At 71.4% G+C, this 25,320-nt stretch carries 17 protein-coding genes; 8 read left to right on the forward strand and 9 right to left on the reverse strand.

The genetic code is table 11. From position 1 onward, the window contains the following. The first annotated feature begins 240 nt into the window (after positions 1-240). On the forward strand, positions 241-2,181 hold the full coding sequence (locus AB0N16_RS17890; RefSeq protein WP_365797640.1) for an Ig-like domain repeat protein: 1,941 nt from the start codon (positions 241-243) through the stop codon (positions 2,179-2,181). Between the two features lie 113 nt (positions 2,182-2,294). Next, positions 2,295-3,272 (forward strand): pirin family protein, encoded by a 978-nt coding sequence (locus AB0N16_RS17895; protein ID WP_365797642.1) that lies wholly within the window; start codon positions 2,295-2,297, stop codon positions 3,270-3,272. Between the two features lie 241 nt (positions 3,273-3,513). Here the strand turns inward: AB0N16_RS17895 and AB0N16_RS17900 are convergent, their stop codons facing one another. Further along, positions 3,514-5,631 carry a SpoIIE family protein phosphatase gene (locus tag AB0N16_RS17900; protein WP_365797644.1) on the reverse strand — a complete coding sequence of 706 codons (2,118 nt, stop codon included), beginning with the start codon at positions 5,629-5,631 and terminating at the stop codon, positions 3,514-3,516. A gap of 227 nt (positions 5,632-5,858) precedes the next feature. Here AB0N16_RS17900 and aspS point away from each other — a divergent pair, with 227 nt between their 5' ends. Further along, complete coding sequence (gene aspS / locus AB0N16_RS17905; protein WP_365797646.1) at positions 5,859-7,622, forward strand: aspartate--tRNA ligase; 1,764 nt, start codon at positions 5,859-5,861, stop codon at positions 7,620-7,622. A 133-nt stretch (positions 7,623-7,755) separates the two neighbouring features. Continuing rightward, positions 7,756-8,679 carry an intradiol ring-cleavage dioxygenase gene (locus AB0N16_RS17910; protein WP_365797648.1) on the forward strand — a complete coding sequence of 308 codons (924 nt, stop codon included), beginning with the start codon at positions 7,756-7,758 and terminating at the stop codon, positions 8,677-8,679. A gap of 144 nt (positions 8,680-8,823) precedes the next feature. Here the strand turns inward: AB0N16_RS17910 and AB0N16_RS17915 are convergent, their stop codons facing one another. Then, positions 8,824-9,300: a hypothetical protein gene (locus AB0N16_RS17915; RefSeq protein ID WP_365797650.1), complete on the reverse strand. Its 477-nt coding sequence runs from the start codon at positions 9,298-9,300 to the stop codon at positions 8,824-8,826. Positions 9,301-9,489: 189 nt separating this feature from the next. Between AB0N16_RS17915 and AB0N16_RS17920 the strand changes: the two genes are divergently transcribed. Then, positions 9,490-10,842: a polysaccharide lyase family 1 protein gene (locus AB0N16_RS17920; RefSeq protein ID WP_365797652.1), complete on the forward strand. Its 1,353-nt coding sequence runs from the start codon at positions 9,490-9,492 to the stop codon at positions 10,840-10,842. A gap of 67 nt (positions 10,843-10,909) precedes the next feature. On the opposite strand, the gene AB0N16_RS17925 is transcribed toward AB0N16_RS17920, so the two are convergent. From AB0N16_RS17925 to AB0N16_RS17945, 5 genes are all read right to left on the reverse strand, one after another. After that, entirely contained in the window at positions 10,910-12,400 is a 1,491-nt protein-coding gene (locus tag AB0N16_RS17925) for a polysaccharide pyruvyl transferase family protein (RefSeq protein WP_365797654.1), read from the reverse strand. Positions 12,401-12,541: 141 nt separating this feature from the next. Beyond that, a complete protein-coding gene (metG, locus tag AB0N16_RS17930) occupies positions 12,542-14,260 on the reverse strand; it encodes a methionine--tRNA ligase (RefSeq protein WP_365797656.1) in 1,719 nt (572 codons plus the stop codon). 125 nt (positions 14,261-14,385) lie between these two features. Continuing rightward, on the reverse strand, positions 14,386-16,242 hold the full coding sequence (locus tag AB0N16_RS17935) for a VWA domain-containing protein (protein ID WP_365797658.1): 1,857 nt from the start codon (positions 16,240-16,242) through the stop codon (positions 14,386-14,388). A 312-nt stretch (positions 16,243-16,554) separates the two neighbouring features. Beyond that, entirely contained in the window at positions 16,555-18,501 is a 1,947-nt protein-coding gene (locus tag AB0N16_RS17940) for an FUSC family protein (protein ID WP_365797660.1), read from the reverse strand. A 238-nt stretch (positions 18,502-18,739) separates the two neighbouring features. Then, a complete protein-coding gene (locus AB0N16_RS17945; RefSeq protein WP_365797662.1) occupies positions 18,740-19,528 on the reverse strand; it encodes an alpha/beta fold hydrolase in 789 nt (262 codons plus the stop codon). Between the two features lie 80 nt (positions 19,529-19,608). Between AB0N16_RS17945 and AB0N16_RS17950 the strand changes: the two genes are divergently transcribed. Beyond that, positions 19,609-20,961: a PLP-dependent aminotransferase family protein gene (locus AB0N16_RS17950; RefSeq protein ID WP_365797664.1), complete on the forward strand. Its 1,353-nt coding sequence runs from the start codon at positions 19,609-19,611 to the stop codon at positions 20,959-20,961. Here AB0N16_RS17950 and AB0N16_RS17955 read toward each other — a convergent pair. After that, on the reverse strand, positions 20,940-21,935 hold the full coding sequence (locus AB0N16_RS17955; protein ID WP_365797899.1) for a hypothetical protein: 996 nt from the start codon (positions 21,933-21,935) through the stop codon (positions 20,940-20,942). The two genes, AB0N16_RS17950 and AB0N16_RS17955, sit on opposite strands and share 22 nt — an antisense overlap. Positions 21,936-22,357: 422 nt before the next feature. Then, positions 22,358-22,798, reverse strand: coding sequence for a hypothetical protein (locus tag AB0N16_RS17960; protein ID WP_365797666.1), 441 nt, complete (start codon positions 22,796-22,798; stop codon positions 22,358-22,360). Positions 22,799-22,964: 166 nt separating this feature from the next. Here AB0N16_RS17960 and AB0N16_RS17965 point away from each other — a divergent pair, with 166 nt between their 5' ends. Beyond that, the gene (locus AB0N16_RS17965) at positions 22,965-24,065 is read left to right on the forward strand and encodes a PP2C family protein-serine/threonine phosphatase (protein WP_365797901.1); all 1,101 of its coding nucleotides are present in this window, start codon (positions 22,965-22,967) and stop codon (positions 24,063-24,065) included. A 190-nt stretch (positions 24,066-24,255) separates the two neighbouring features. After that, the gene (locus AB0N16_RS17970; protein ID WP_365797668.1) at positions 24,256-25,311 is read left to right on the forward strand and encodes a hypothetical protein; all 1,056 of its coding nucleotides are present in this window, start codon (positions 24,256-24,258) and stop codon (positions 25,309-25,311) included. Positions 25,312-25,320: the final 9 nt, after the last annotated feature.

Raw genomic sequence — 25,320 nt, forward strand, 5'->3', positions numbered from 1 at the left:
CGCCGCTTTCGGACGCACATGTCCCACGGCGGCCGCTGTCCTCGGAGCCCCCGGAGCCCCCGGAGCCCCCCCGGATCCCTCCGTAAACCCGCTCCCCCTTTGTCACAGCCATGCCATAGGCTGCCCCTGGCAGCCGCGCCCCACGCGCAACCGCTCTTCCGCGGTCGTGTCGGGTGCCGCGCGGCGCTCTCATCCACCCGGCGAACCCGGGTTTCCACTGGGGGTTTCATCACTGTGCGCATGCGCAGCACCTCGGCCGCGACGGCGCTCGCGGTCCTCTTCAGCTCGGCGGCGCTGAGCGTCGTGGCGGCGGGGACCGCCTCGGCGCAGTCGGCCGTCCTCGGCACGCCGGTCGGTCTCGTCGCCGACAGCGCCGTGAAGCGTGTCTTCGTCGCCGACGAGGCCAACGGCCGGATCCTGGCCACCGACTACAACGGCACCCTCGTCGACCTGAACGTCGGATTCGGTGACGTCAGCGACCTGGCGGTGTCGGACGACGGCGCCACCCTGTACGCGGCCCAGGCCTCCGGTCACGCGATCCTGGCGCTCGACGCGGCCACCCTCGAGATCAAGACCACCTACGACATCGGAGCCGGGGCCACCCCGCACGAGGTCGCCTTCACCGGCGGCCGGCTCTGGTTCTCGTACCGGACCGAAGACACGGACGGGTTCCACGGCAACCTGGGCTCGGTGGACCCGGCCGCCACGGATCCGGCCGCCGCGGTGACCCTGGGGCAGCTGCCGGAGACGGTCGCCCCCTACTACAACTCGGGCCTTCTCGGCGCGAACCCGGCCGTCCCCGGCCTGCTGACCTACGCCGACAGCGGGGACTCCCCGGGCGCGGTCAACCTCCTCGACGTCTCCGGTGCCACCCCGCAGCTGGTCGCCAAGACGGACGGCGGACGCTACTCCAGCGACGTCGACCTCCTGCCCGGCACCTCCCAGGTGCTGTGGAACGGCTACCGGAAGCTGAACTACGCCGACGGCACCTTCACGGAGGGTTCGGGCCTCACCGAGACCGGCTGGTTCGGCGACGTCTCGCCGAGCGGCCTGATCGCCCAGGTCTACGACCGTCACGTGAACGTCTACAAGGCGGGCTCGGCCACGCCGGTGCGCCGGTTCGACGCCGGGAACTCCACCATGGGCGCGGTCGCCTGGGCTCCCGACTCCTCCCGGGTGTTCGCCCTGGCCGGCAACTACGACAACACGTACACCCTGAAGGCGTTCTCGGGCCCGGCGCTCAGCGTCCCGGCCCTCACCGTCAACGCGCCGGCGTCCGCGGCCCGGGCCAAGAAGCTCACCGTCACCGGAAAGATCACCGCGAGCGTCGCCCTCCCGGCCGGCTCGCGGCTCGCGGTCACCCGCACCGACCTGGAGTCCCCGAACGGCAAGGCGCTCGCCTCCGCCACGGTCAAGGCGGACGGCACGTACTCCTTCTCGGACACCCCGCCGGCCGGCGGCACGGTCACGTACAAGGTGAGCTTCGCGGGCGACGCCGAGCACACCGCGGTCTCCGCCTCCGACAAGGTCGCGGTCTCCCGTGCGGCGGCGAGCCTGAGCCTGAACAACAACGGCAAGCTGTACAACTACGGCGCCGACGTGAAGTTCACCGCGCACCTGGGGACGACGTACAAGAACCGTTCGGTCAAGATCTACGCGGACCCCTTCGGCGGTGACAAGGGCAAGAAGCTGATCAAGACCGGCAAGGTGGACTCCCACGGGAACATCGCCGGCTGGGTGGACATGACCCGGGACACGGCCGTCTCCGCGGTCTTCGACGGCGACGCCCGTTACGCGCCGAAGACGGTGAAGGCCACGGCGTACGCGCGGGTCAAGATCTCCACCGCCGTCTCCAAGCACTACAAGACGGCGAAGATCGGTTCGACGTCGTACTACTGGTTCCACAAGAACACGGACCCGGTGTTCACCACGACCATGACCTACTACCCGGGCCGCGAGCACCGCCTGGACGTGCAGGTCTACTACCAGGGCACGTGGTACTCGACGGACTCCGAGTACTTCGCGCTCGGCACGAGCGGCAAGTCGGCCGTGCGGCTCGGCGCTCCCGGCGAGTCCGGCATCCGCGCGCGGCTGCGTTCGGTGTACGTCAACGGCTCGTCCGGCGACACCGTGAACTCCACGACGTACGGCGGCTGGAAGTACATCTACTTCAGCAACTGATCCACTGATCGGCGGATGACCGGGCCCGGAGGGAATGTCCTCCGGGCCTTCGCCGTTAGGGGTGGCAGAAAGTTCAACGCTCAACTAAACTGGGCGTACAAGGAGGAGCCAACATGCCTGCAGTGACCGTCGAGAACCCGCTGACCCTTCCCCGGGTGGCCGCACCGGCCGACGCCGTGGCCCGTCCCGTGCTCACCGTCACGACCGCGCCGAGCGGATTCGAGGGCGAGGGCTTCCCGGTACGCCGGGCGTTCGCGGGGATCAACTACCGCCACCTCGACCCGTTCATCATGATGGACCAGATGGGTGAGGTGGAGTACGCGCCGGGTGAGCCCAAGGGCACGCCCTGGCACCCGCACCGTGGCTTCGAGACCGTCACCTACATCATCGACGGCATCTTCGACCACCAGGACAGCAACGGCGGCGGTGGCACCATCACCAACGGTGACACCCAGTGGATGACGGCCGGTTCCGGCCTGCTCCACATCGAGGCGCCGCCGGAGTCCCTGGTCATGTCCGGCGGCCTCTTCCACGGTCTCCAGCTGTGGGTGAACCTTCCGGCCAAGGACAAGATGATGGCCCCGCGCTACCAGGACATCCGCGGTGGCAACGTCCAGCTGCTGACCACCCCCGACGGCGGTGCGCTGCTGCGTGTCATCGCCGGTGAGCTGGACGGTCACGCCGGTCCGGGCATCACGCACACGCCGATCACCATGATCCACGCGACGCTGGCCCCCGGCGCCGAGCTCACGCTCCCCTGGCGCGAGGATTTCAACGGGCTGGCGTATGTGCTGGCCGGCAAGGGTGCGGTGGGCGCGGAGCGCCGGCCGATCCACCTCGGTCAGACGGCCGTCTTCGGCTCGGGTTCCTCGCTGACCGTCCGCGCGGACGAGAAGCAGGACTCGCACACCCCGGACCTGGAGGTCGTCCTGCTCGGCGGGCAGCCGATCCGGGAGCCGATGGCTCACTACGGCCCGTTCGTCATGAACACCAAGGACGAGCTGATGCAGGCCTTCGAGGACTTCCAGAAGGGCCGCCTGGGCACGATCCCGGCGGTCCACGGAATGACGGAGACGGGCCCGCAGGCGTAACCGCCCCGCACCCCGAGAGGCCCGACGTGACCCCTGCGCCGGGCCTCCCACCATTCCCTGACCGGCCGAGCCGACCGGGCCCCTCGACTTCGCTAGCCGCCCGACCGAGTCGGTGCCGGCGCCTCGGCTGGGCTTCCTGTCCGACCGAGTCGGTCTCGGTGTCTCGCTTTTGGATTCCTGTCCGACCGAGTCGAGCGCGGTACGCGACCACCTAGGCATACGCACCCAGGCACCCAGGCACCTAGGCCCCGTCGCCCGCGTACCCCTCGTACAGCTCGAACCAGATGCTCTTGCCCTCCCCGCGCGGTTCGACGCCCCAGGCCTCCGCCAGGAGCTCGATCAGGACCAGGCCACGGCCGGAGGAGGCCAGCTCCCCGGGGCGGCGCTTGTGCGGGAGGTCGTCGCCGACATCCGTGACCTCGACGCGCAGCCGGCGCTCCGGGGCCTGGCCGCAGACCTCGGCGAGCAGCAGCGCGTCCGCGTCGGTGTGGACCAGCACGTTCGTGAGCATCTCGGAGACCAGCAGCACCGCCGAGTCGACCTGGTCGGTCGAGCTCCAGTCGTGCAGCAGCTCGCGCAGTTGCTGGCGGGCCTCGGCGATCCGCTCGGGCTCGTCCTGGGCCACCGACAGCAGGGTGCGGCGGGCCCGGGGCCGTACCGCTATGGTCCCGTCGCCGTGCCCGGCGCCCGGCCGGGACAGCAGCAGGACCGCGATGTCGTCCTCGCGGCGGTCGGCGAGCGGTCCGGTGGTGTGGTGCGAGGAGGGGCCGTGTACGGCCTGGACCAGGGCGTCGGCCAGTTTCTCCAGGTCGCTGTCCTGGTCCTCCATGATCGCCCGGACCCGCTGCCAGCCGCTCTCGATGTCATGGCCGCCGGTCTCGATCAGACCGTCGGTGCAGATCATCATGATCTCGCCGGGTTCGAGGGCGAACCGCGTGGTCGGATAGTCCGCGTCGGGGTCGATGCCGAGCGGCAGCCCGCCCGCCGTCGGCCGCCGCAGCACCGTGCCGTCGGTCATCCGGATCGCCGGGTCGAGATGCCCCGCGCGGGCGATCTCCAGCACCCCGGTCGCCGGATCCGCCTCGACGTACAGGCAGGTCGCGAAGCGGAGGTCGGCGATCTCCTCGTCGTAGGTGATCCCGTGCAGGAAACGGGAGGCCCGGGAGAGGACCGCGTCCGGGCGGTGGCCCTCGGAGGCGTAGGCGCGCAGCGCGATCCGGAGCTGGCCCATGATGCCCGCGGCCCGTACGTCATGCCCCTGGACGTCACCGATGACCAGCGCGAACCGGCCGGACGGCAGCGGGATCATGTCGTACCAGTCGCCGCCCACCTGGAGTCCGCCGCCGGTCGGGATGTAGCGGGCGGCCATGTCCATGCCGGGTATCTCGGGGCCGAGCGACGGCAGCATGGAGCGCTGGAGGCCGTCGGTCAGCTCCCGCTCCGAGTCGGCGATCCCGGCCCGGGACAGGGCCTGCGCCAGCATCCGGGCCACCGTGGTGAGCACGGACCGCTCGTCGGGCGTGAACGACACCGGGTGGGTGAACCCCGCCATCCAGGCGCCCATGGTCCGGCCGGCCACCGTCAGCGGCAGAAAGGCCCAGGACCGGCGGCCGAACCGCTCGGCCAGCGGCCAGGTGACCGGGTAGCGGGACTTGTACTGCTCGGCCGAGGAGATATAGACGGCCCGGCCGGTCCGTACCACCTCCGCCGCCGGGTAGTCGGTGTCCAGCGGCATGCTGGTGAAGGGGCTGTCCTCGTCGATCTGCTGACCGTGGTGGCCGATCATCGTCAGCCGGTCGCCCTTGGCCCCGAAGACGGCCAGTCCGTCCGGGGAGAACCCGGGCATCGACAGTCCCCCGGCGACCCGCAGCACTTCCTCGGTGGACCGCGCCTCGGCCAGCGCTCGGCCCGCGTCCAGCAGGAACGCCTCACGGGAGCGCCGCCAGTCGCCGGTGACCGGATGGCGGCCGGCGCTGCCGGGGGTCGGCTCGGTGACTTCCTGGATGGTGCCCGTCACCCGGTAGACGCGCTCCTCGGAGTCGTACACCGGCCGGAAACGGCTGCGGACGGTACGGATCAGCCGGCCCCGCTCGTCCATGACCCGCAGCCGTACCTCGCCGAGGGTGCCCTCGGTGGCGGCCAGCCGGGTGATGCTGGTGTTCTCGTTCCAGTCCACGGGGTGGAAACGGGACCGGACCAGGGCCTCCGACAGGAGGGACGGTTCGGCCGGCAGCCCGATGAGCCGGGCCGCCTCCGCATCCGCGGTGACCAGCCCGGTGGCGGTGTCCCAGTGCCACAGCCCGGTCGCGAGGGCGGCGAGGACGTCCTCCACGGCGGGCAGGGGCTCGCCAGTTCGCATTGCCCTACTTTAAGAAGATGAGATCGAAGAGTGCCACTGTTTCAGAGCGAGATTAGTGGGACTGAGACCGTCGCCCCCGGCCCCGGTGCGCCGTCGCCTCCGCCTGCGATTAATGGTGGGGAGGCGATCTTTGGGTGCCCGGTACGCTTGATGGGTCCGGGCACCATGGCTTGGTGCCGGTCGAGGAGAGCACCTCGGCAGACCACAAAGAAGAGGAACACCCGACGATGCATCGGTACAGGTCCCACACCTGCGGCCAGCTCCGCGCCTCTGACGTCGGCACCGACGTCCGGCTGAGCGGCTGGCTGCACAATCGGCGCGACCTGGGCGGCATCCTCTTCATCGATCTGCGCGACCACTACGGCATCACGCAGCTCGTCGCCCGCCCCGGCACCGCGGCGTACGAGGCCCTGGACAAGCTCTCCAAGGAATCCACCGTCCGGGTCGACGGCCGCGTTGTTTCACGTGGAACCGAGAACATCAACCCCGACCTGCCCACCGGCGAGGTCGAGGTCGAGGTCGGCGAGGTCGAGCTGCTCGGCGCGGCCGCCCCGCTTCCGTTCACGATCAACGCCGAGGACGGGGTCAACGAGGAGCGGCGCCTGGAGTACCGCTTCCTCGACCTGCGCCGCGAGCGCATGCACCGCAACATCATGCTGCGTACGGCCGTGATCTCGGCCATCCGCCACAAGATGGTCGCCCTCGGCTTCAACGAGATGGCCACCCCGATCCTCACCGCGACCTCCCCCGAGGGCGCCCGTGACTTCGTGGTGCCGTCCCGCCTGAACCCGGGCAAGTTCTACGCCCTGCCGCAGGCCCCGCAGCAGTTCAAGCAGCTGCTGATGATCTCCGGCTTCGACCGCTACTTCCAGATCGCGCCCTGCTTCCGCGACGAGGACGCCCGCGCCGACCGCTCGCCCGGCGAGTTCTACCAGCTCGACGTCGAGATGAGCTTCGTCGAGCAGGAGGACGTCTTCCGCCCGATCGAGCAGCTGATGACCGAGCTGTTCACGGAGTTCGGCGGTGGCCACGAGGTCACCTCGCCGTTCCCGCGGATCCCGTTCCGCGAGGCGATGCTGAAGTACGGCTCCGACAAGCCGGACCTGCGCGCCCAGCTGGAGCTGGTCGACATCACCGATGTCTTCGAGGGCTCGGAGTTCAAGGCCTTCGCCGGCAAGCACGTCCGTGCGCTGCCGGTGCCGGCGGTCCAGGACCAGCCCCGCAAGTTCTTCGACCAGCTCGGTGACTTCGCCGTCTCGCAGGGCGCCAAGGGTCTGGCCTGGGTCCGCGTCGCCGAGGACGGCTCGCTGTCCGGCCCGATCGCCAAGTTCCTCACCGAGGACAACGTCGCCGAGCTCACCAAGCGGCTCCAGCTGGCCGCCGGGCACGCCGTCTTCTTCGGCGCGGGCGAGTTCGACGAGGTCTCCAAGATCATGGGCGCGGTGCGGGTCGAGGCCGCCAAGCGCGCCGGGCACTTCGAGGAGAACGTCTTCCGGTTCTGCTGGATCGTCGACTTCCCGATGTTCGAGAAGGACGAGGACACCGGGAAGATCGACTTCTCGCACAACCCGTTCTCGATGCCCCAGGGCGGCATGGAGGCCCTGGAGACCCAGGACCCGCTGGACATCCTGGCCTGGCAGTACGACATCGTCTGCAATGGCGTCGAGCTGTCCTCCGGCGCGATCCGGAACCACGAGCCGGACATCATGCTCAAGGCGTTCGGCATCGCGGGTTACGACGAGGAGACCGTCGAGCGGGAGTTCGCCGGCATGCTGCGCGCGCTGCGTTTCGGCGCCCCGCCGCACGGTGGCATCGCCCCGGGTGTGGACCGCATCGTGATGCTCCTCGCCGACGAGCCCAACATCCGCGAGACCATCGCCTTCCCGCTCAACGGCAACGCCCAGGACCTGATGATGGGCGCGCCGACCGAGCTGGATGAGGCCCGGCTGCGCGAGCTGCACCTCTCCATCCGGAAGCCGCAGCCGAAGTAAGGCACGCGGAACCAGCACAGCTGAAGGAAAGGCTCGAAACCTGCGTCGGTTTCGAGCCTTTCGCCTGCGTGCCGCGCATTCACAGCTCTCTCCGATGTTCGCACCGGCTCCGCCTTGTCTACGGTCCCTGACCATGACAGACACCCACACCCCCACAGACGCTCAATCCCCCGAAGAGAGAAGAAAGTTGGCCCGTCGTACGGTCCTGGCGGCGGGCAGTGCGGCCGTGACCGCGGTGGGCGTCGGCAGCGCCTTCGCCGCGAGTGACGGCACCGTCGCGGAGACCGGCACCGGCACCGCGGCCTCCCCCTCCGCCTCGGAGGGCGCCTGCTACACGCTGACCTCCGAACTCGTCGAGGGCCCGTACTACATCGACGCCGACAAGCTCCGCCAGGACGTCACGGAGGACCAGGCGGGCATTCCCCTGCACCTCACGCTCAAGGTGATCGACGCGGAGACCTGCAAGCCGCTCAGGAACGCGGCCGTGGACATCTGGCACTGCAACGCGTCCGGCGTCTACTCCGGGTACGAGGCGGTGGGCAGCGGCGGCGGTGGCGGAGGCGGCACCCCGCCGACCGGCGCCCCGCCGACCGACGCGCCCACCGGCACCCCGACCGGCCCCCCGCCCGGCGGGGGCGGCGGCCACCAGGAGCCGACCGACGACACCCGCTACCTGCGCGGCACCTGGCACACGGACCGGCACGGGCAGGTCACCTTCAAGACCGTCTTCCCCGGCTGGTACCAGGGCCGGTGCGTCCACATCCACGTCAAGGTGCACGTGGACGGCGAATGGACGGACGCCGGCTACGAGGGCGGTCACACCTGCCACACCGGCCAGCTGTTCTTCGACGAGAAGTCGGTCCTGCTGTCGGCCGAGGTGGAGCCGTACGCGAGCAACACCACCACCCGCACCACCCTCGACGGGGACAGCATCTATCCGGACAACGGGCACGAGGGCGGCCTGCTCTACCTCAAGTACGACCGCCACCGCATCGCCCGCGGTGTCCGCGCCCACCTGACCCTGGGCGTCGAACCGGACGAGACGAGCAACGGCTGACATCGGGGGGACACCGGTGAAGCATCCCTGACGCGGGCGCCCGGGACTCATGAAGGAGACCTCGGGCGCCTCCGGCGCGTTCAGATCACCGAGAGCAGTCCGTCGCCGCCCAGCATGGTGCCCCACTGCTGGGTGCGGCCAAGGTCAGGTGTCGTACCGGCCGTCCCAGGGCTCGCCGAAGCCCAGATGGTCCGGGTAGAGCTCGGCCCACCCCCCGTCCTCGTCGTCCTTCGCCACCAGCCCGAAGAACACGCCGTCCACCATGAGCTGGAACGGGCGTATCGCGATGTCCGTGTACGTCCGCCTCGGCAGGCTGCGCAGCATGCCCGCCAGGTGCGCGCGGGCCCGTGCCAGCACGGAACCGGTGCCCTCCGGATCGCGTTGCTGCTCGGCCCAGCTGCCCGCGCACCAGATCTGCGAGTCGAGGTAGTTGCCCTCGGCGTCGAAGAGATGCAGCACCGAGTAGAGCCGTTTCCGCTCCTCCCAGCCCTCGTCGAGCCGGAACCCCTCGGGGAACGCGTAGGTGACCGACGCCAGGAACTGTCCGCCGGTGTAGTGACCGATGGCCTCGGTACGGCCGTGGGGCTCGTAGGCGATCGGGATGAGCTCAGGGATTGCCATGGCGAAACCATACGGATGTGTTGTGAGCATGCAGGTACGGGGCCGCCGCTCCTCCAAAAAATTCACGTCTTTCCGCCGGGTCCGGCAGGAGGTGACGGCAACCTTTTCGATCTCCGTGACCACACAGGGGTGAAGCCCGCCCCCGGCGGGCCGTCCCCCAGCACTTCGGAAGTACGTAAGGACTCCCCCGTGGCCTCTGCCTCTCACCGCCGGTCCCTCCGTAAGCGCCGCACCCTCGTCGTCTTCGCAGCCGTCGTGGCCGCCGGCGTCGGGGCCGGTGCGCTCGTGCTGAACGCGAACGCCACGTCGTCCGTGGACCTCTACCACCAGACGCTCGCCGCCAAGGACGGCTGGGCGTCGTCCGGTTCCGGTACGACCGGCGGCGCGAAGGCCGACTCCGCGCACACCTTCACCGTCTCGACCCGCGCCCAGCTGCTGAAAGCACTGGGGTCGGCGTCCGACACCACGCCGCGCGTCATCAAGGTCAAGGGCACCATCGACGCCAACACCGACGACTCCGGCAAGAAGCTGACCTGCGCCGACTACGCGGCGGGGACGGGGTATTCGCTGGCCTCGTACCTGAAGGCCTTCGACCCGTCGACGTACGGCCGTGCCAAGCTGCCCTCGGGGACGCAGGAGAAGGCGCGGGCCGCCGCCCAGGCCAAGCAGGCGAAGAACATCGTCTTCCGGGTGCCGGCCAACACGTCGATCGTCGGCGTGCCCGGCACCAAGGCCGGCATCACCGGCGGCATGCTCCAGATCCAGAACGTCGACAACGTCATCGTCCGCAACCTGACCTTCTCCGGCACCGAGGACTGCTTCCCGCAGTGGGACCCGACCGACGGCGACGACGGCAACTGGAACTCCGCGTACGACTCGGTCACCCTGCGCGGTGCCACCCATGTCTGGGCCGACCACGACACGTTCAGCGACGCCGGGCACTTCGACAGCACCAACCCGAAGTACTACGGCCGTGAGTACCAGGTCCACGACGGCGAACTCGACATCACCAAGAGCTCGGACCTGGTGACCGTGGAGCAGAACCAGTTCACCAGCCACGACAAGACGATGCTGATCGGCAGCAGCGACAGCGAGCCCGGCGGCAAGCTGCGCGTCACCCTGCACCACAACGTCTGGAAGGGCGTCGTCCAGCGCGCCCCGCTGACCCGCGTCGGCCAGGTGCACCTCTACAACAACTACTACGACGTGACGACCCTCAACGGCTACGCGCTGCAGTACAGCATCAACTCCCGCGCCAAGGCCCAGGTCGTGGCCCAGAACAACTACTGGACCGTGCCGACCTCCATCAAGACCTCCAAGCTGCTCAGCGGCGACGGCACCGGCTCGGTCGCGGGCAGCGGCAACCTCGTCAACGGCACGACGACCGACCTCGTCGCCGCCTACAACGCCGCGAACTCCAAGAAGATCAAGACGACGGTCAACTGGACGCCGACCCTGACGGCGGGCCTGGAGAGCAGCGCGAAGAACCTGCCGGCGGAGCTGGCGAAGACGGCGGGCGCCGGGGTGCTCACCGCGAGCTGAGCAGCGCACGGCCCCCGGATCCCCGCGCAGGATCCGGGGGCCGGGGGCCGCGCCCGCGGGGCGGTGGTCAGTCCTTCGGGGACTGGGGCTTCGGTCGGGGCATCCGGCGGCGCAGGGCCGGGCCCAGGCGGACCAGTAGCCGCTTGTCGATGCCGGTGACCCGGCGCTCCACCGCGGACAACTGCTGGGTGACGGCGGTCATTTCCTTGCGGAGGGCGTCGAGCCGGCGGGTCGTCTCGGCCGCGCGCTTCTCGGCGGTGGCCAGCCGGTTGCGCAGCTCCTTGTTCTCCTTGGCGTGCTGGGCGGCCTTCGTGTCGGCCGCGGTGATCCGCTCGCGCAGCCGGCTGATCCGGTACCGCATCTGGCCGTCGTCCCCGCCGTCCCAGACCGGCATCGACGCGGGCAGGTCGAGAGCGGCCAGCCGGGCGTCGAAGGCGGCACCGCCGTCGCCGTGGGTGTAGGTGTTCTGGAGTTCGTTGCGGTCGAGGAAGGCGATGATGCGCTCGAAGCGCTCCCCGTGCCCCTTGAGCATCGCGGAGAAGTCGGCGTCCTCGTACAGCTCCCGCGGGTCGGTGCCGGCGCCCAGTTCGGTGAGCGGGCGGTGCGGGATGTCGAAGTAGCGGCACAGTTCGAGGGTGCGTGAGTCGTGGGTGAGGACCACGCTCGGGGTGCCGGCCAGCAGGGCGGCGACATTGCCGTGGATACGGGTGCCGTAGGCGAAGTCGTAGCCGCGCAGTTCGTCGATCCAGGTGGCCGGGTCCAGCGGCATGCGGACCTTGTTCTCCTGGAGCAGGGCGTGGCTGAGCTGGAGCGGGAAGGGGTCCGTGTGCCCGGACTCCGGCGAGGTGTCGCCCCACATCAGCAGTTCCGCGTCGACGGTGTTCTGCGCGTAGTAGGTGAGGTGGGGGTAGCGCTCCCACGCGTGCCGTGCCAGGCCCGCTATGTCGCCGACGGGTATCGCGTCCGGCGAGAGGTTGAGGGCGATGCGTGAGCCGGCGCCCAGCTCCGTGGCCCGGATCTCCGGGAAGGTGTCGCCGTACAGGAACATCGACGGGCAGCCGATGATGTCGACGTCGTGGAAGCCGAGGCCCTTGAGGTAGTCCGAGGTCAGCTCGCCGCGTACGCCGATGGAGGCGGAGCGGTCCAGGACGGCGCGGGCGAAGCGGCGGACCGAGTCCGCCATGGGCTTCAGCCAGCCGGTGTCGTAGTCCGCGGGGGCCTGTGCGCCGACGCCGAACACCACGACCGGGATGGTGAGTTGCTCGATCAGGGTCGAGAGCCGGTCCAGGGAGGTCTGGAAGGTCGGGCGGAAGGCGTTGGCGAGCGGGACGACGAAGACGTCGTACTGCTCGTTGATCTCCGCGGCACGGCGGGCGGAGGGGTCGGTGCGGATGCCGTTGGACGTCACCTCGGTGTCCGGGGTGGTCAGCATCTTGTGGGCCGAGTCGCTGAAGAGCAGGTTTCCGGTATTCGTCCCGATCAGGTCCTGGTGGATGAACTCCGCCGGAGTGGCGACACGGAACGGGCTCTTCCCGGAACGGATCAGGATGCGTTTCACGAACGGCACACTATCCCGGAAGTAAACGCACGGTGAAGGAGGAGTAAGAGACTCATAGGTCTCTTTCCTGGGACTTACCTCACGCCGAAGGCCCGGCGGGAGGGGGTCCTCCTGCCGGGCCTTCGGTGGTGCGTGCGGGGCTTACGCGGCGGTCTCGCCGCCGAAGCGGGTCTTGTACGTCTCCAGGTCCTCGTCCGTGAGCTTCGCGAACAGGACCGCGGGCACGGTGAAGGGGGTGCCCGCCGGGACGGCGGTCAGTGCCTTCGCCTCGTCGGCGGTGACCCAGGTCGCGGTGTCGTCGGCGAGGGCGAACGCCTCGCGCATCGTCTTCGCCGTGGCCGGGATGAAGGGTTCCGAGACGACCGCGTAGAGGTGGATCAGGTTCATCGCCGTGCGCAGGGTCAGGGCCGCGCCGTCCTTGTCGGTCTTGATCTCCAGCCAGGGGGCCTTCTCCTCCAGGTAGGAGTTGCCGGCCGACCAGAGGGCGCGGAGGGCCGCCGCGGCCTTGCGGAACTGGAGGGACTCCATCTGCGCCTCGTACTCGGCGAGGAGGGCCGAGATCTCCTCGCCCAGCTTCGCCTCCGCCTCGCCGGGCTCGCCGCCGGCCGGGACCTCCTCGCCGAAGCGCTTCTTGGAGAAGGACAGGACGCGGTTGACGAAGTTGCCGAGGGTGTCGGCGAGGTCCTTGTTCACGGTGGCCGTGAAGTGCTCCCAGGTGAAGGAGGAGTCGTCCGACTCGGGTGCGTTGGCGATCAGGAAGTAGCGCCAGTAGTCGGCGGGGAGGATCGCCAGGGCCTGGTCGGTGAAGACGCCGCGCTTCTGCGAGGTCGAGAACTTGCCGCCGTAGTACGTCAGCCAGTTGAAGGCCTTGACGTAGTCGACCTTCTTCCACGGCTCGCGCACGCCGAGTTCGGTGGCCGGGAACATCACCGTGTGGAAGGGGACGTTGTCCTTCGCCATGAACTCCGTGTAGCGGACGTCGTTGTCGACGTCGTACCACCACGACTTCCAGTCCCGGGTGGACGGGTCCTGGTCGGCCCACTCCTTCGTCGCGCCGATGTACTCGATCGGGGCGTCGAACCAGACGTAGAAGACCTTGCCCTCCGCCGCCAGCTCCGGCCAGGTGTCGGCCGGGACCGGGACACCCCAGTCCAGGTCACGGGTGATCGCCCGGTCGTGCAGGCCCTCGGTCAGCCACTTGTGGGCGATCGAGGAGGCCAGCTGCGGCCAGTCCCTGTCGTGCTGGGAGACCCACTCGCGGACCTCGTTCTCCAGCTTGGACTGGAGGAGGAAGAGGTGCTTGGTCTCGCGGATCTCCAGGTCCGTGGAGCCGGAGATCGCCGAGCGCGGGTTGATCAGGTCGGTCGGGTCCAGCACGCGGGTGCAGTTCTCGCACTGGTCGCCGCGGGCCTTGTCGTAGCCGCAGTGCGGGCAGGTGCCCTCGACGTAGCGGTCCGGGAGGAAGCGGCCGTCGACCGGGGAGTACACCTGGCGGATCGCCCGCTCCTCGATGAAGCCGTTCTGGTGGAGCTTGCGGGCGAAGTGCTGGGTGATCTCGCGGTTCTCGGGGCTGGAGCTGCGGCCGAAGTAGTCGAACGCGAGTGCGAAGCCGTCGTAGACCGCCTTCTGCGCGTCGTGCGCCTGGGCGCAGAACTCGTCGACCGGGAGGCCCTGCTCCTTCGCGGCGAGTTCGGCGGGGGTGCCGTGCTCGTCCGTCGCGCAGATGTAGAGGACGTCGTGGCCGCGCTGGCGGAGGTACCGGGAGTACACGTCCGCCGGGAGCATGGACCCCACCATGTTGCCCAGGTGCTTGATCCCGTTGATGTACGGAAGGGCGCTGGTGATGAGGTGTCGAGCCATCGGGGGCTGCTCCCAGGTCGGATTCGTTGCTGGTTTTGCGAACCTTGAAATCGTAGCCGACATGTGTATGCCGCCCGCCTCCCGTTTTACGGGGTGAGAGACGGGCGGCATGGGAGAGACAGGTGCTACGGGCGCCAGTCGATCAGGACGCCGTCGTAGACCTCCGCGTCCGTGAGTTCCAGGGGGGTCGGGCCCGCGTGGAAGAAGGCCGTGTTGTCGGTCTTCAGCTTGCGGAGGTAGTCGAAGGCCTTGTTCTCGTGCTCGCCGAACGCGACGAAGGAGAAGAACACCGAGGGGTGGGACTTCGCGGCCTCGGTGAGGGACTGGGTGGCGGGGGTCTTGGCGTCGGGGGCGCCGTCGGTCTGGAAGATGACGAGGGCGGGGGCGCCGGGGGTGGCGTTCTTGTCGTAGTGGGCGAGTACGGCTTCCACGGCGGCGTGGTAGCTGGTGCGGCCCATGCGGCCGAGGCCGGCGTGTGCCGCGTCGATCGCGTTCTCGGGGGAGGCCGGGGTGAGGTCGGTGGTGCCGTCGACCTCGGTGGAGAAGAAGACCACGTGGACGGTGGGGGTGTCCGCGGCCGGGGTGAGGTGGCTGGCGAGGGCGAGGGTCTGGTCGGCGAGGGCCTGGGCGGAGCCGTCCTTGTAGTACGCGCGCATGCTCGCGGAGCGGTCGAGGACGAGGTAGGTGGTGGCGTGGGTGCCGGTGAGGCCGGCCTTGGCGAGGGCGGTCGCCGCGGCGTCGTCGGCGGCGGCCTCGGCTTCGCCTTCGGCGGGGTCGTTCCCGCCCGCACCACCCGTGACAGTTTCGTTGTCGGGTGCGGGTGGCCCCTGCGGGGCGGATTCGCCGTCGGCGGCCGCGGCGGGTTCCGGGGCGTCGGCCGCGGTGGCTTCGGCGGGTTCCGGGGTGCCGGTCGGAGCGGCTTCGGGGGTGGGCTCCGTGAGCGTCTCGGCGGCCGGTTCGCCCTCGGCCTCCTGGGAGACCTTCGGCTCGGGGGCGGTGTTCGTCTCGGCGGTCGCCGGTGCGGGCTCGTCCTCGGCCTCGGCCTCGGCCGTCTCGGCCGGGGTGGTCTCGGCCGGGGTGCTCTCGGGCTCGGCGGGCGCGGCGGACCCGGCCTCCGCGACCGGCACGGACTCTACCTCCGGCTCGGGTTCGGGCGACGGCTCGACCACCGCCTCGGCGACCGGTTCGGCCGCGGGCTCCGGCGTCGGCTCGATCACGGTCTCCGGCTCCGCCTCAGCCTTGTCCTCGGCATGCGGCGACGGCTCGACAGCCGCCTCGGCCTCCGGCTCCGCGACCGGCTCGACCTCGGCTTCCGGCTCAGCCGCTACCTCGGCCACGGGCTCAGCGTCGGCCTGGGCCTCGGTCCTCGCCACCGGCTCCGCAGTGACTTCAGCCTCGGTCTCGGTCTCGGTCTCGGCCTTCGCCTCGGCCACCGGTACGGCTTCGGCGTCCGGCGTAACGACCGGCGTGGCCTCGAGCTCAGGCTCGGACTCCGGCTCAGTCGACGCTTCTGCCTCGGCCGGCGCCTCAACCTCGGTCTCCGCCGACGCCTCCGGCTCGGCCGCCGCCTCCCCCTGAACCTCGGCCACGGCCTCGGCCGATGCCTCTGGCACCGCCGATGCCTTCGGTGCCTCCGGCTCCGCCGACGCCTCAATCTCGGCCTCAATCTCGGCCTCGGCCTCAGCCGGTGCCTCCGGCTCCGCCGATGCCTCCCCGGGGACCTCGATCTCCGGTTCGATCGTGCGTGACGCCTGCTTCGGGACGGTCACGTTGTCGAAAGCAGCCGTTACCAGATCGTGCTCGTCGGTGTCCCCCGGGCGGGGTTCCGGGACCACCGCCGGGGTGGCCGGTTCCGGTGTTTCCTGCTTCGGCGCCGGTGCCGGCGTCGGCTGCGAGGGGAGCTGGTCTGCACCCTCTGCCTCGGCGGGGCGCGGCTTTCGCGACCGGCCGAATGCGTTCCGCAGGAGAGTGAGAATGCCCATGTGCGCAACCCTTCGCGTGAGTTGATACCCGTCAATCGCTGGCCAGGACGGACACGTAAGGTTAGCGGCCCCAGGTTGCGATCTTGGGGAGGGTCGATGACTCCTGTCGGGCGTACGGCGGTCGAGTTCCGGCCCGTTCTCAACTCCCCTCCGGTTCCCCTTGGTTCACCCCTCGTTCATTCGGCGGCTCTTCATGTACACGACTCCGCCCTCAGGTCACGCTCGCGCCAAGGGGTCGCAAGGGGAGAGTAAAGCGCGAACGCCCGCTGGTGCGGGACCGGCGGGTGCCGGGGGCCGTGCGGCACGCGGGGCTCAGTGCGGGGACGCGATCGCCCATGCCGCCGCCACCTCCTGGCGCAGGGGTTCCAGGACGCTGTCCGGTGGGCCCGTGAGGTCCGTGCGGACCGCGACCAGGGTGTCCGCCTCGCGGACGCCTTCCGCCAACTCGCGTAGTCGCAGGGCGATCTGGTCCACCTCGGCCCGGGGCGGCGGCGGTGCTCCGTGCCGTACCCGGACCCGGGCCGCCGTCGTCGCGTCGACGATGCGTTCCACGGCGACGACGAGCGGCCACCAGGCCGCGGCGCGGCGGCCGGTGGGCGGCGGCTCGGTCAGGGCGCGCTGGAACTCCGTACGGATGGTGGACAGGTCGCGGTAGAGACGGCGGCGCATCCGGGCGCGGGCGCCCGGCTCCGCGCCCACCTCGAAGGCCAGGTCGACATAGTCCGCGGTGTCCGCCACCGCGTCGGCGAGCCGGTCGCCGACCCGGGTGCGCCAGCTCTCCGGCCAGAGCAGATACCCGGCGACGAGCGCGATGGCGCAGCCCATCAGGGAGTCCAGGAGGCGGGGCAGGAGCAGGCCGGTGCCCTGGTGGTTCAGTACGTCGGAGAGGAGCAGGATCACCGGGGTGATCGCGGCGGTCTGGAAGCCGTAGCCCCGGGGGGTGAGGGCGGGGACCAGCGGGGCCAGGAGCAGCATCACCGGGACGTCCGGCCAGCCGCGCGGGACCAGGGTGAGGACGGTCGCCGCCACCCCCAGGCCCCCCACCGTGCCCAGGGCGCGCAGCAGCGCCCGGGAGAAGACCGAGCCGAAGTCGGGCTTGAGGACGAAGGTGACGGTGAGGGCGACCCAGTAGGAGCGCGGGACCGGCACCAGGGACACCAGCGCCTGCGCGATGCCGATGCACAGGGCCAGGCGGATGCCGTAGCGCCAGGAGTTGGCGGACAGCACGACGTTGCGGGCGGCGCGGGCGGTGCGGATGCCGAGGGCGGCGGGGCGGCCGAGGCGGTCGTCGATGCCGCGCGGGTCGACGTCGGGGCTGGTGGCGACCTCGGCGATGTGCCGCAGGGCGTGGTCGACGGCCCGGGCGGTCTCGCTGCGCGGCTCGGGGAGGTCGAGTCCTATCGGGCCCGTGTAGCCGGTGTCGATGGCGTCGGCGATGCGGTGCATCGCCGCGGGGATCTCGGGCGGCAGCGGTTTTCCGGCGAGCCGGGCGGCGGGGACGGCCTCCACCACTGGGGTGATCGCGTTCAGCTGGGCCAGCATGCGGGTGAGGTCCCGGCTGCGGCCGCGGTACCGGGCGCGCCGGGCCAGGATCAGGTCGTACGACTGGTTCAGCGACTGGGTGACGGTGTGCCGGGCGCGGTCGTACTCCTCGGCGTCGGCGGTGCCGATGGCCGTGAGCTGGGCGGCGACCGTGCGGTAGGTGGCGGCGACCGCCGAGCGTTCCGGTACGCCCGAGCGCAGCGGCCAGGCCAGCAGGGCGAGGAGGAGGACCAGCAGGCCGCCGCCGGTCATCAGGACCGGGGTCAGCCACCAGGCGCCGGGCAGCGGCAGGCCCGCGCCGATCACGGAGTTGAGCAGGAGGAGGAGGCCGGATACGGAGGAGACCGCGCCGATCGTCGAGATCATCCCGGAGATCAGCGCGATGCCGGTGATGACGACGACCGTCAGCCAGCCCTGGCCGTAGACCAGCGCGCCGGCGGTGACGCCGACGGCGCCGAAGAGCTGGGGGACCGCGATGTTGAGGATCCGCATCCGGTAGGCGTCGGCGGTGTCGCCGATGACCCCGGACAGGGCACCCATGGAGGCGAGCGCGCCGTACGCGGGCTGTCCGACGGCGAGTCCGATGGTGAGGGGGAGGGTCATGCCGAGGGCGGCGCGGGCGAGGGCGGGCCAGTTGAGGGGTGGGGCCTGCTGGGGCCGGAGGTTCCTTACCAGCCAGTCGGGAGGGGTGAGGCCGATGGGGAACTCGCGGGACATACGCCCATTATCGGCGCCGCTGCTGGTGAAGTGGGATGTCCCCGACGAGGGCGCGGTGGTCGGTGTCCGACAACCGTGGGCAACGGGCAACGGGCGCCGGTCGTCCTCGAACGCCGGACGGGGTGGAATCCGTGGCTGAGAGGGCGGCGGGCCGGGTAGGGCATCACTCACGGATCACCCTTCACGGAGGAGGCACGCCATGCGTTCAGCCACGCTCGGGTGTGTCACGTGAGCGACGTCACGATCCCCCGTCGACGCGCGCCAGGAACTCCCCCAGCGCCCGGTTGAACTCCGTCGGCTGTTCCAGGTTCGGCAGGTGGGCCGCCGCGTCGATGATCCGGAGGGTGGCGTCGGGGAGGAGGGTGTGCATGGCCTCGGCGTCGGAGACGGGGGTGTACTCGTCGTCGGTGCCGACCACCACCAGGGCCGGGACCGTGACCTTCGCCAGCAGGGGGCGGTAGTCGGGGCGTTCGGCCCGGCCGCGCAGGGCCGCCGCCGCGCCCTCGGGGTCGGTGGCCGTCATCATGCGGTGCACGTGGGCCTTCACCTCCGGGCGGGCGTAGGGCGCGACCATCTTCTCCAGGACCTCGTCGGCATAGCCCCGCATGCCCTCGCGGAGCAGGCGGTCGGCCATGGCGTCGCGGTCCCGCCTGCCCTGCGGTGTCTCCGGGGCGGGGAACGTGTCCGCCAGGACCAGGCCGCGCAGGCGGTCGGCGCCGAACCGGTCGTAGCACTCCATCGCGATCTGGCCGCCCATCGACAGGCCCGCGACGACGCAGGTCCGTACGTCCAGCGCGTCGAGGAGGTCCTCGAGGTCCGCCGCGAAGCGGGAGAGCGGGGTGCGCCCGGGGGTGACCGGGGAGGCCCCGTAGCCGCGCAGGTCGGGGGCGATGACCCGGCGGTAGGGGGCGAAGGCGGTGCGCTGGGGGTGCCACATCGTGCGGTCGAAGGGGTGGCCGTGGATCAGGAGCAAGGGGGTGCGCGAGGTTTGGGGGTCAATGTCGTCGTATGCGAGGAAGGGGGGCATGCGGACGACCCTAGGCGCCGCCGACTTCTCGGTGCAATAAGATCTTTGCCCTCGGTGCAATGTGGACGGGGGGACGGGGCGTGGACGACTTCCGGGGGATCGCCGACCGGATCGCGCTGGACATCGCGCGGGGGCGGTTGCGGGCCGGGCAACGGCTGCCTCCGCAGCGGGCGTTCGCGCGACGGCACGGGATCGCCGCCTCGACCGCCGGGCGGGTGTACGCCGAACTGGTGCGGCGCGGGCTGGTGGTGGGCGAGGTCGGGCGCGGCACCTTCGTCCGGGCCACCGAGGTCACCCCACGGGGGCGGGCGCTGGTCGAGGACGGCGCCGCCCGCGTCAATCTGGAGCTCAACTACCCGTCCGTGCCCGGGCAGCCGGAGCTGCTGGCCCCCGCCCTCGCCCCCCTGCTGCGGCCCGACGCGCTCGGCGACGCGCTGCGCACCGGCGCCGCCGACGGCACCCCGCGGGCCCGGGAGGCCGTCGCCGCGCTGCTCGCCACCGGCGACTGGCGGCCCGAACCCGGCCGCGTCCTCTTCACCGGCAACGCCCGGCAGGCCGTCGCCGCCACCCTGGCCTCGCTGGTCCGGCCGGGTGGCCGGGTCGGGGTCGAGCCGTTGACGTATCCGCTGGTCAAGGAGGTCGCGGCCCGGCTCTCCGTCACGCTCGTCCCGGTGGAGACGGACGAGCAGGGGCCGGTCGTCGAGTCCGTGCGTGCCGCGCACCGGTCCGCCCCGCTCTCCGCCCTCTACCTCCAGCCGACCCTGCACAACCCGACGTCCCTGACCGTACCGACCGAGCGGAGACTCCAACTTGCCCGGTGCGTGGCCGACTTGGCGCTGCCGGTCGTGGAGGACCGGGTCTGGTCGTTCCTGCACACCGGCCCCGAGCCGCCGCTCGCCGTGCTCGCGCCCGGCCTCGTGCACGTCGTCGACTCGCTCTCCAAACGGGTCGCACCCGGCCTCACCGTCGGGTTCGCCGTCGTACCGCGGGACCGGGTGGACGCGGTGGCGGCGGCCGTACGGTCCGGGGGGTGGGGGCCGGGGGCGTTCGCGCTGGAGGCGGCCGTGCGGTGGATCGGGGACGGGACCGTGGCACGGCTCGTCACGGCCAAGCGGGCGCAGGCCGGGCGGCGGCAGGGGCTCGTCCGCGAGGTGCTCGACGGGTTCGCCGTACGGGCCGACCCGTGCGGGTACTTCGCCTGGTGGGAGTTGCCCGCGCCCTGGCGGGCGGACGGCTTCGCGGCGGCCGCGGCGGCGCACGGGATCGGGATCACGCCCGGCACCGCCTTCCGCGTCGACCCGAAACGGACCCCGGACGCGGTACGGCTCGGGCTCGCCTCGGCGGCCGAGCCCGAGCTGGTAGGGGCGCTGCGCACGCTCGCGGAACTCGCGGCGCGGCCCCCCTTGGGGCGTCAGTCCAGCAGGCCGTCGTAGTCGGGGAGCTTGTACGTGGTGTCGGCGTAGCCACCCGACAGGTCCGTGGTGTTGTTGCCGATAGTGGTGGGCATGTTCTGCCCGGCAGGCTGTGAATCCGCCCTGAGGGAAGAGGAATCGGGCGTGTCGAGGGCCGGTTCCTGTTCCTCGTCGGGGCCCCGGCGGACGCGTCCGCCGAGCCAGGCCAGCGCGGCCACCGCCAGGCCCAGGCCCAGGAGCAGCCAGGAGACGGTGCGCAGAGTGGACGTCAGGGCGTCGTAGACGGCGGCCGCCGCCGGGTGCGAGACGTCGGACGGCAGGCCGGACAGGGTGAGTGAGCGGCCGACGGTGAGGGCGAGCCCCAGCAGGGCGCCGCCCAGCGCCGTACCCAGCGCGGTCGCCAGCACCGCACGGCGGCGGTGGACGGCGATGGTGATACCGCCGACCGCGAAGACGACGGCCGTGACGGGAAGCCAGAAGCCGGCGACCTCAAGCACGTGGAACCCCTTCCGGAGCCGGTCCAGTTCCGCCACCGGAAGCACCGCGACGGCCGTGTGCTGGACCGGGATACGGGCCGCGAGCGGCACATGGTCCTGGGTGAGCTGGTCCTTGACCTGGGCGGTGACCGGGGCGAGGTCGACGGTCACGGCCTCCTCGCGCTCGTTCTGGAGCGCGCGCAGGACCGCGTCGTGGGTGGCCCGGTTGCCCGCGTCCCAGACCAGCCGGAACGCCCGGGTCTGGGTGAAGGAGCGGACCGCCTCGCGCACGAAGGGCGCCACCGTGCCCTGCATCGGCCGGCCGACGTCGACCTCGCGCATGATGCCCTCGCCGACGGTGTCCGCCACGGCGTCCCGGACGTCCGGGTCGTCGGCGAGCGGTGCCATCGAGCTGACGTACTGTCCGGTGTCCGCCAGCCCGTACGCCGCCCAGGCCGCCAGCGCGCCGAACGGCAGCAGCAGACAGGACAGCGCGATCAGCAGGGCCGACAGGGCCATCCGGAGACGTACGGCCCGGGTGCGCCGTACGGGCCGCGCGGGCCCTGTGGGCACTGAGGGCACTGGGGGCACGCTTCCAGGCAAGCCTCTGAGGGCAGGTCAGGCGAGCGGGGTGACTGCATCCGGGGCACGGCGGGGCGTCAGGTCGAGCCGAACGGACGACACGGCGGTCAGGGGGCGGGCCGCCGGGCGCCGAAAACCCTTGGGGCGCCGCGCTCCGGTGGAGGGCCGGCCCGAACGGGTGTTTCCTGGTGGTGCGGAGGTCTCGTGCCCGGCCTGACGGCCGGAGCGGCTTCGCAGGGATGTCGCCGGGTGCCCCCGGGCGGCCCGGCGGCCGGTGAGGGGAAACAACCCGTGAGGGAAAAAGGGGAACGCGTGGGCCCCGGCCGGCACGGCCGGGGCCCACGCGCGGGCGGGAGCGGTCATCGGACGCGATGGCCCACCGCGTCCTCGTGCGTGTAGAACCGGTAGAACATCACGATGAAGGTCACCGCCGCGACCGCCAGGGACATGCCGGTGGAGCGCAGGATCGACTCTCCGCTCTGGCTGTACAGGAAGCCGAAGGCGATCCCGATGAACGCCGTCCACATCAGCGCGTGCACCTCCCGCCGCAGCCGCGGGCCGATCGTCAGCACGCCGAACAGCACCACCGCGAAGACGAGCGCGGTCACGAAGCCGAACAGCAGGTTCCAGCCGGTGACGGGCGCGCCGCTGCGCCGGTTCGCGGCAGCCCAGTAGCCGTAGATCAGACCGGTCACGATCGGGAAGGCCAGCCTGGCCATGACGTGGGTGTGCGGGCTGAAGATGTCGGGCGTGGGGCCGCGCCGGGGCATACCGCCGGTCGTGGGTGCCGCTTGAGCCATGAGAGTGCTCCTCTCTCCTCGCCCCCAGGTTCCAGAGCACACCTGCGGGTACCCCCTGGCAAGTCGGCCGCACGAAGGGGTACGCCGGCCACGACATGCGGCGGCTCCCGGGACGTGTTTCCCTGCTGTCGTGACCGACCACCCGGCCCCGCGGCGGTGGCAGGATCTGCCGCGCCGGCGGCCCCTGCAGTGGGCCCGGGGCCGGAGCTTCTCCTGGGCGGCGCCGCTGCTGCTGGCCGGGATCACGACGGTCGACCTCAACACCACGGAACGGTTCCGGATCATCACCTGGATCGTGCTGGTCCCCGGGATCGCGGCGGCGATCTGCGGGGTCCGGGTGACGGCCGTGTTCGCGGTGCTGACGGTCCTCGACTACATCGCCGTGGACAGCGTCTGGCCGCACCGGTACCAGGCCAAGCTGCCCGACTTCATCCTGGTCGCCTTCGCCGGGCTGCTGGCCGTCCTCGCCTGCGCGGTCCGGGCGGGCGGCGAGCGGCGGCTGCTGCACATGCGGGACATCGCCGAGACGACCCGCCGCACCGTGCTGCGTCCGCTGCCGCCGGGGTGGGCGGGGCTGGACCACGCGGAGGTCTATCTCGCCGCCGACACGGTGGCCCGGGTCGGCGGCGACTTCTACGACATCCAGCCGGGCCCGCACGGCACCCGGGTACTGGTCGGGGACGTGCAGGGCAAGGGGCTGGGCGCGGTGGAGACGGCGGCCGCGCTGCTGGGCACGTTCCGTGAGGCGGGCTATCACGAGAAGGACCTGGCGACGGTGGCCGTCCGGCTGGAGACCCGGATGCTCCGGCACCGGGGTCACACGGTCGCCCTGGGCCGCGACGACGGCGACCGCTTCGCCACGGCGGTGCTGCTGAGCTTTCCGCCGGGCGCCTCGGACGTGGTGGAGATGGTCAACTTCGGTCACGAGCCGCCGCTGGCGGTGGGGCCGACGGGGGTACGCGCGTTGCCGCAGGGCGACGGACTCCCGCTGGGCATGGCCGAGTTGGCGACGGGCTCCGGCCCCCCGCCGACCCTCACCGTCACCCTCGCCGCCGACGAGACCCTCCTGGTCACCACGGACGGCGTCACCGAGGCGAGGAACGCGGACGGCGACTTCTACGCGCTGCCCGAGGAGGCCGCCCGGGCCGCCACCGCCGACCCGGACCTCCTGGTCGCCTACCTCCGCGACGGCGTACTGCGCCACAGCCGGGGCCGCCTCTCCGACGACACCACGATCTTCGCGATCCGCAGAACGGCGGCCCCCTGACGGGGCGCGGGCAAGGCGTGGACCGCGGTGACCGTCAAGAGGCCCACGGGCGCAAATCCCGGCCGATCGTGCTCTCCCGACTCCCGGAACACTCCCATCCCACCCCAAACCTCGCCCGCACCCTCCGCTGTGCAGGCGCAGCGGTTACCGTGCTGACGTAAGTGGACCTGGGGAACAAGGGGGAGGGCCGATGCCCGGAACCGTGCTGCTGCTCGCGGCCTCGCCGAACGGCAAGGGGGGTCTGGTGGACGCGGCATCCGTGCTCCCCGTGCTCGCGGCCGTCCCCCCGGCGATACTCTCCGGCACCGACACCGCCAACGTCGTCGAACTCGCCGACCCGCTGGAGCCGCAGGCCGTCCTGACCCGGCTGCGGGCCGCCGCGGCCGCCCCCGGCCCGCTGACCTTGTTCGTCACGGGCCAGCTGCACCTGGACCGCAAGCAGCGGCTGCCGCATCTCGCGCTGGCCCGGACCACGCCCGCCACCGTCCGCTACACCGGCCTGCCCTGGCACTGGATCCGGGAGGAGCTGCGGTTGCGGCCGGCCGGGGCGACCACGCTCGTCCTCGATCTGCACGCCGACCACGAGACCTGGGAGTGGCTGCGTACCGTGCCCCTCGACTCCGGGCGCAACAACGCCGTGCACGGGCGTATCGCACCGCCGCCGGCCCGGCGGGAGGTCGCGGCGCCGTCGTACATGAAGGCCGTGGCGACCGTACTGCGCAGCGGGCACCGGCCGCCGATGACGCAGTTGCACCAGCAGGTGCTCGCTCGGCTCGGCGCGGAGGCCGCCGGCTGCATTCTGCTCAGCACCCACACCCCGGACAGCGGGGATCCGCACGACGCCATCAGCACGGCCGCGCGGGGCGGGCGGTACGCGGAGGCCGACGGGCTCGCCGCCCGCTGGGAGGAGGCCGCCGCGCGGGCGCACGGGCCGGCCTCCGAGGACGCCCTGCACTGGTCCGAAGTCCGGGCCGACCTGGCGATGTTCGCGGGGGACGCGGCGCGTAGCTGCCGTACCTGGCTGACCGTCGCGCACGTCCGGCTGGCCGCGGGGCAGCCGGCCGACGCGCCGGCCGTCGAGGCGGCCGTGGACCGGGCCCACCACCAGTGGGGTGCCATCAAGGACACGGCGCGGGCCCGTGAACTCGGACCCGCGCTCGCGGAGTTGAGACTCAGGGTGCCGGGCCGCCGGGAGGGTGCCCTGGACCATGTCCAGCAGCACCTGCGGCAGCTTCAGACCAGCTGAGTCACCGGT

The organism is Streptomyces sp. NPDC051105, from assembly GCF_040682795.1.
Lineage (GTDB): Bacteria > Actinomycetota > Actinomycetes > Streptomycetales > Streptomycetaceae > Streptomyces.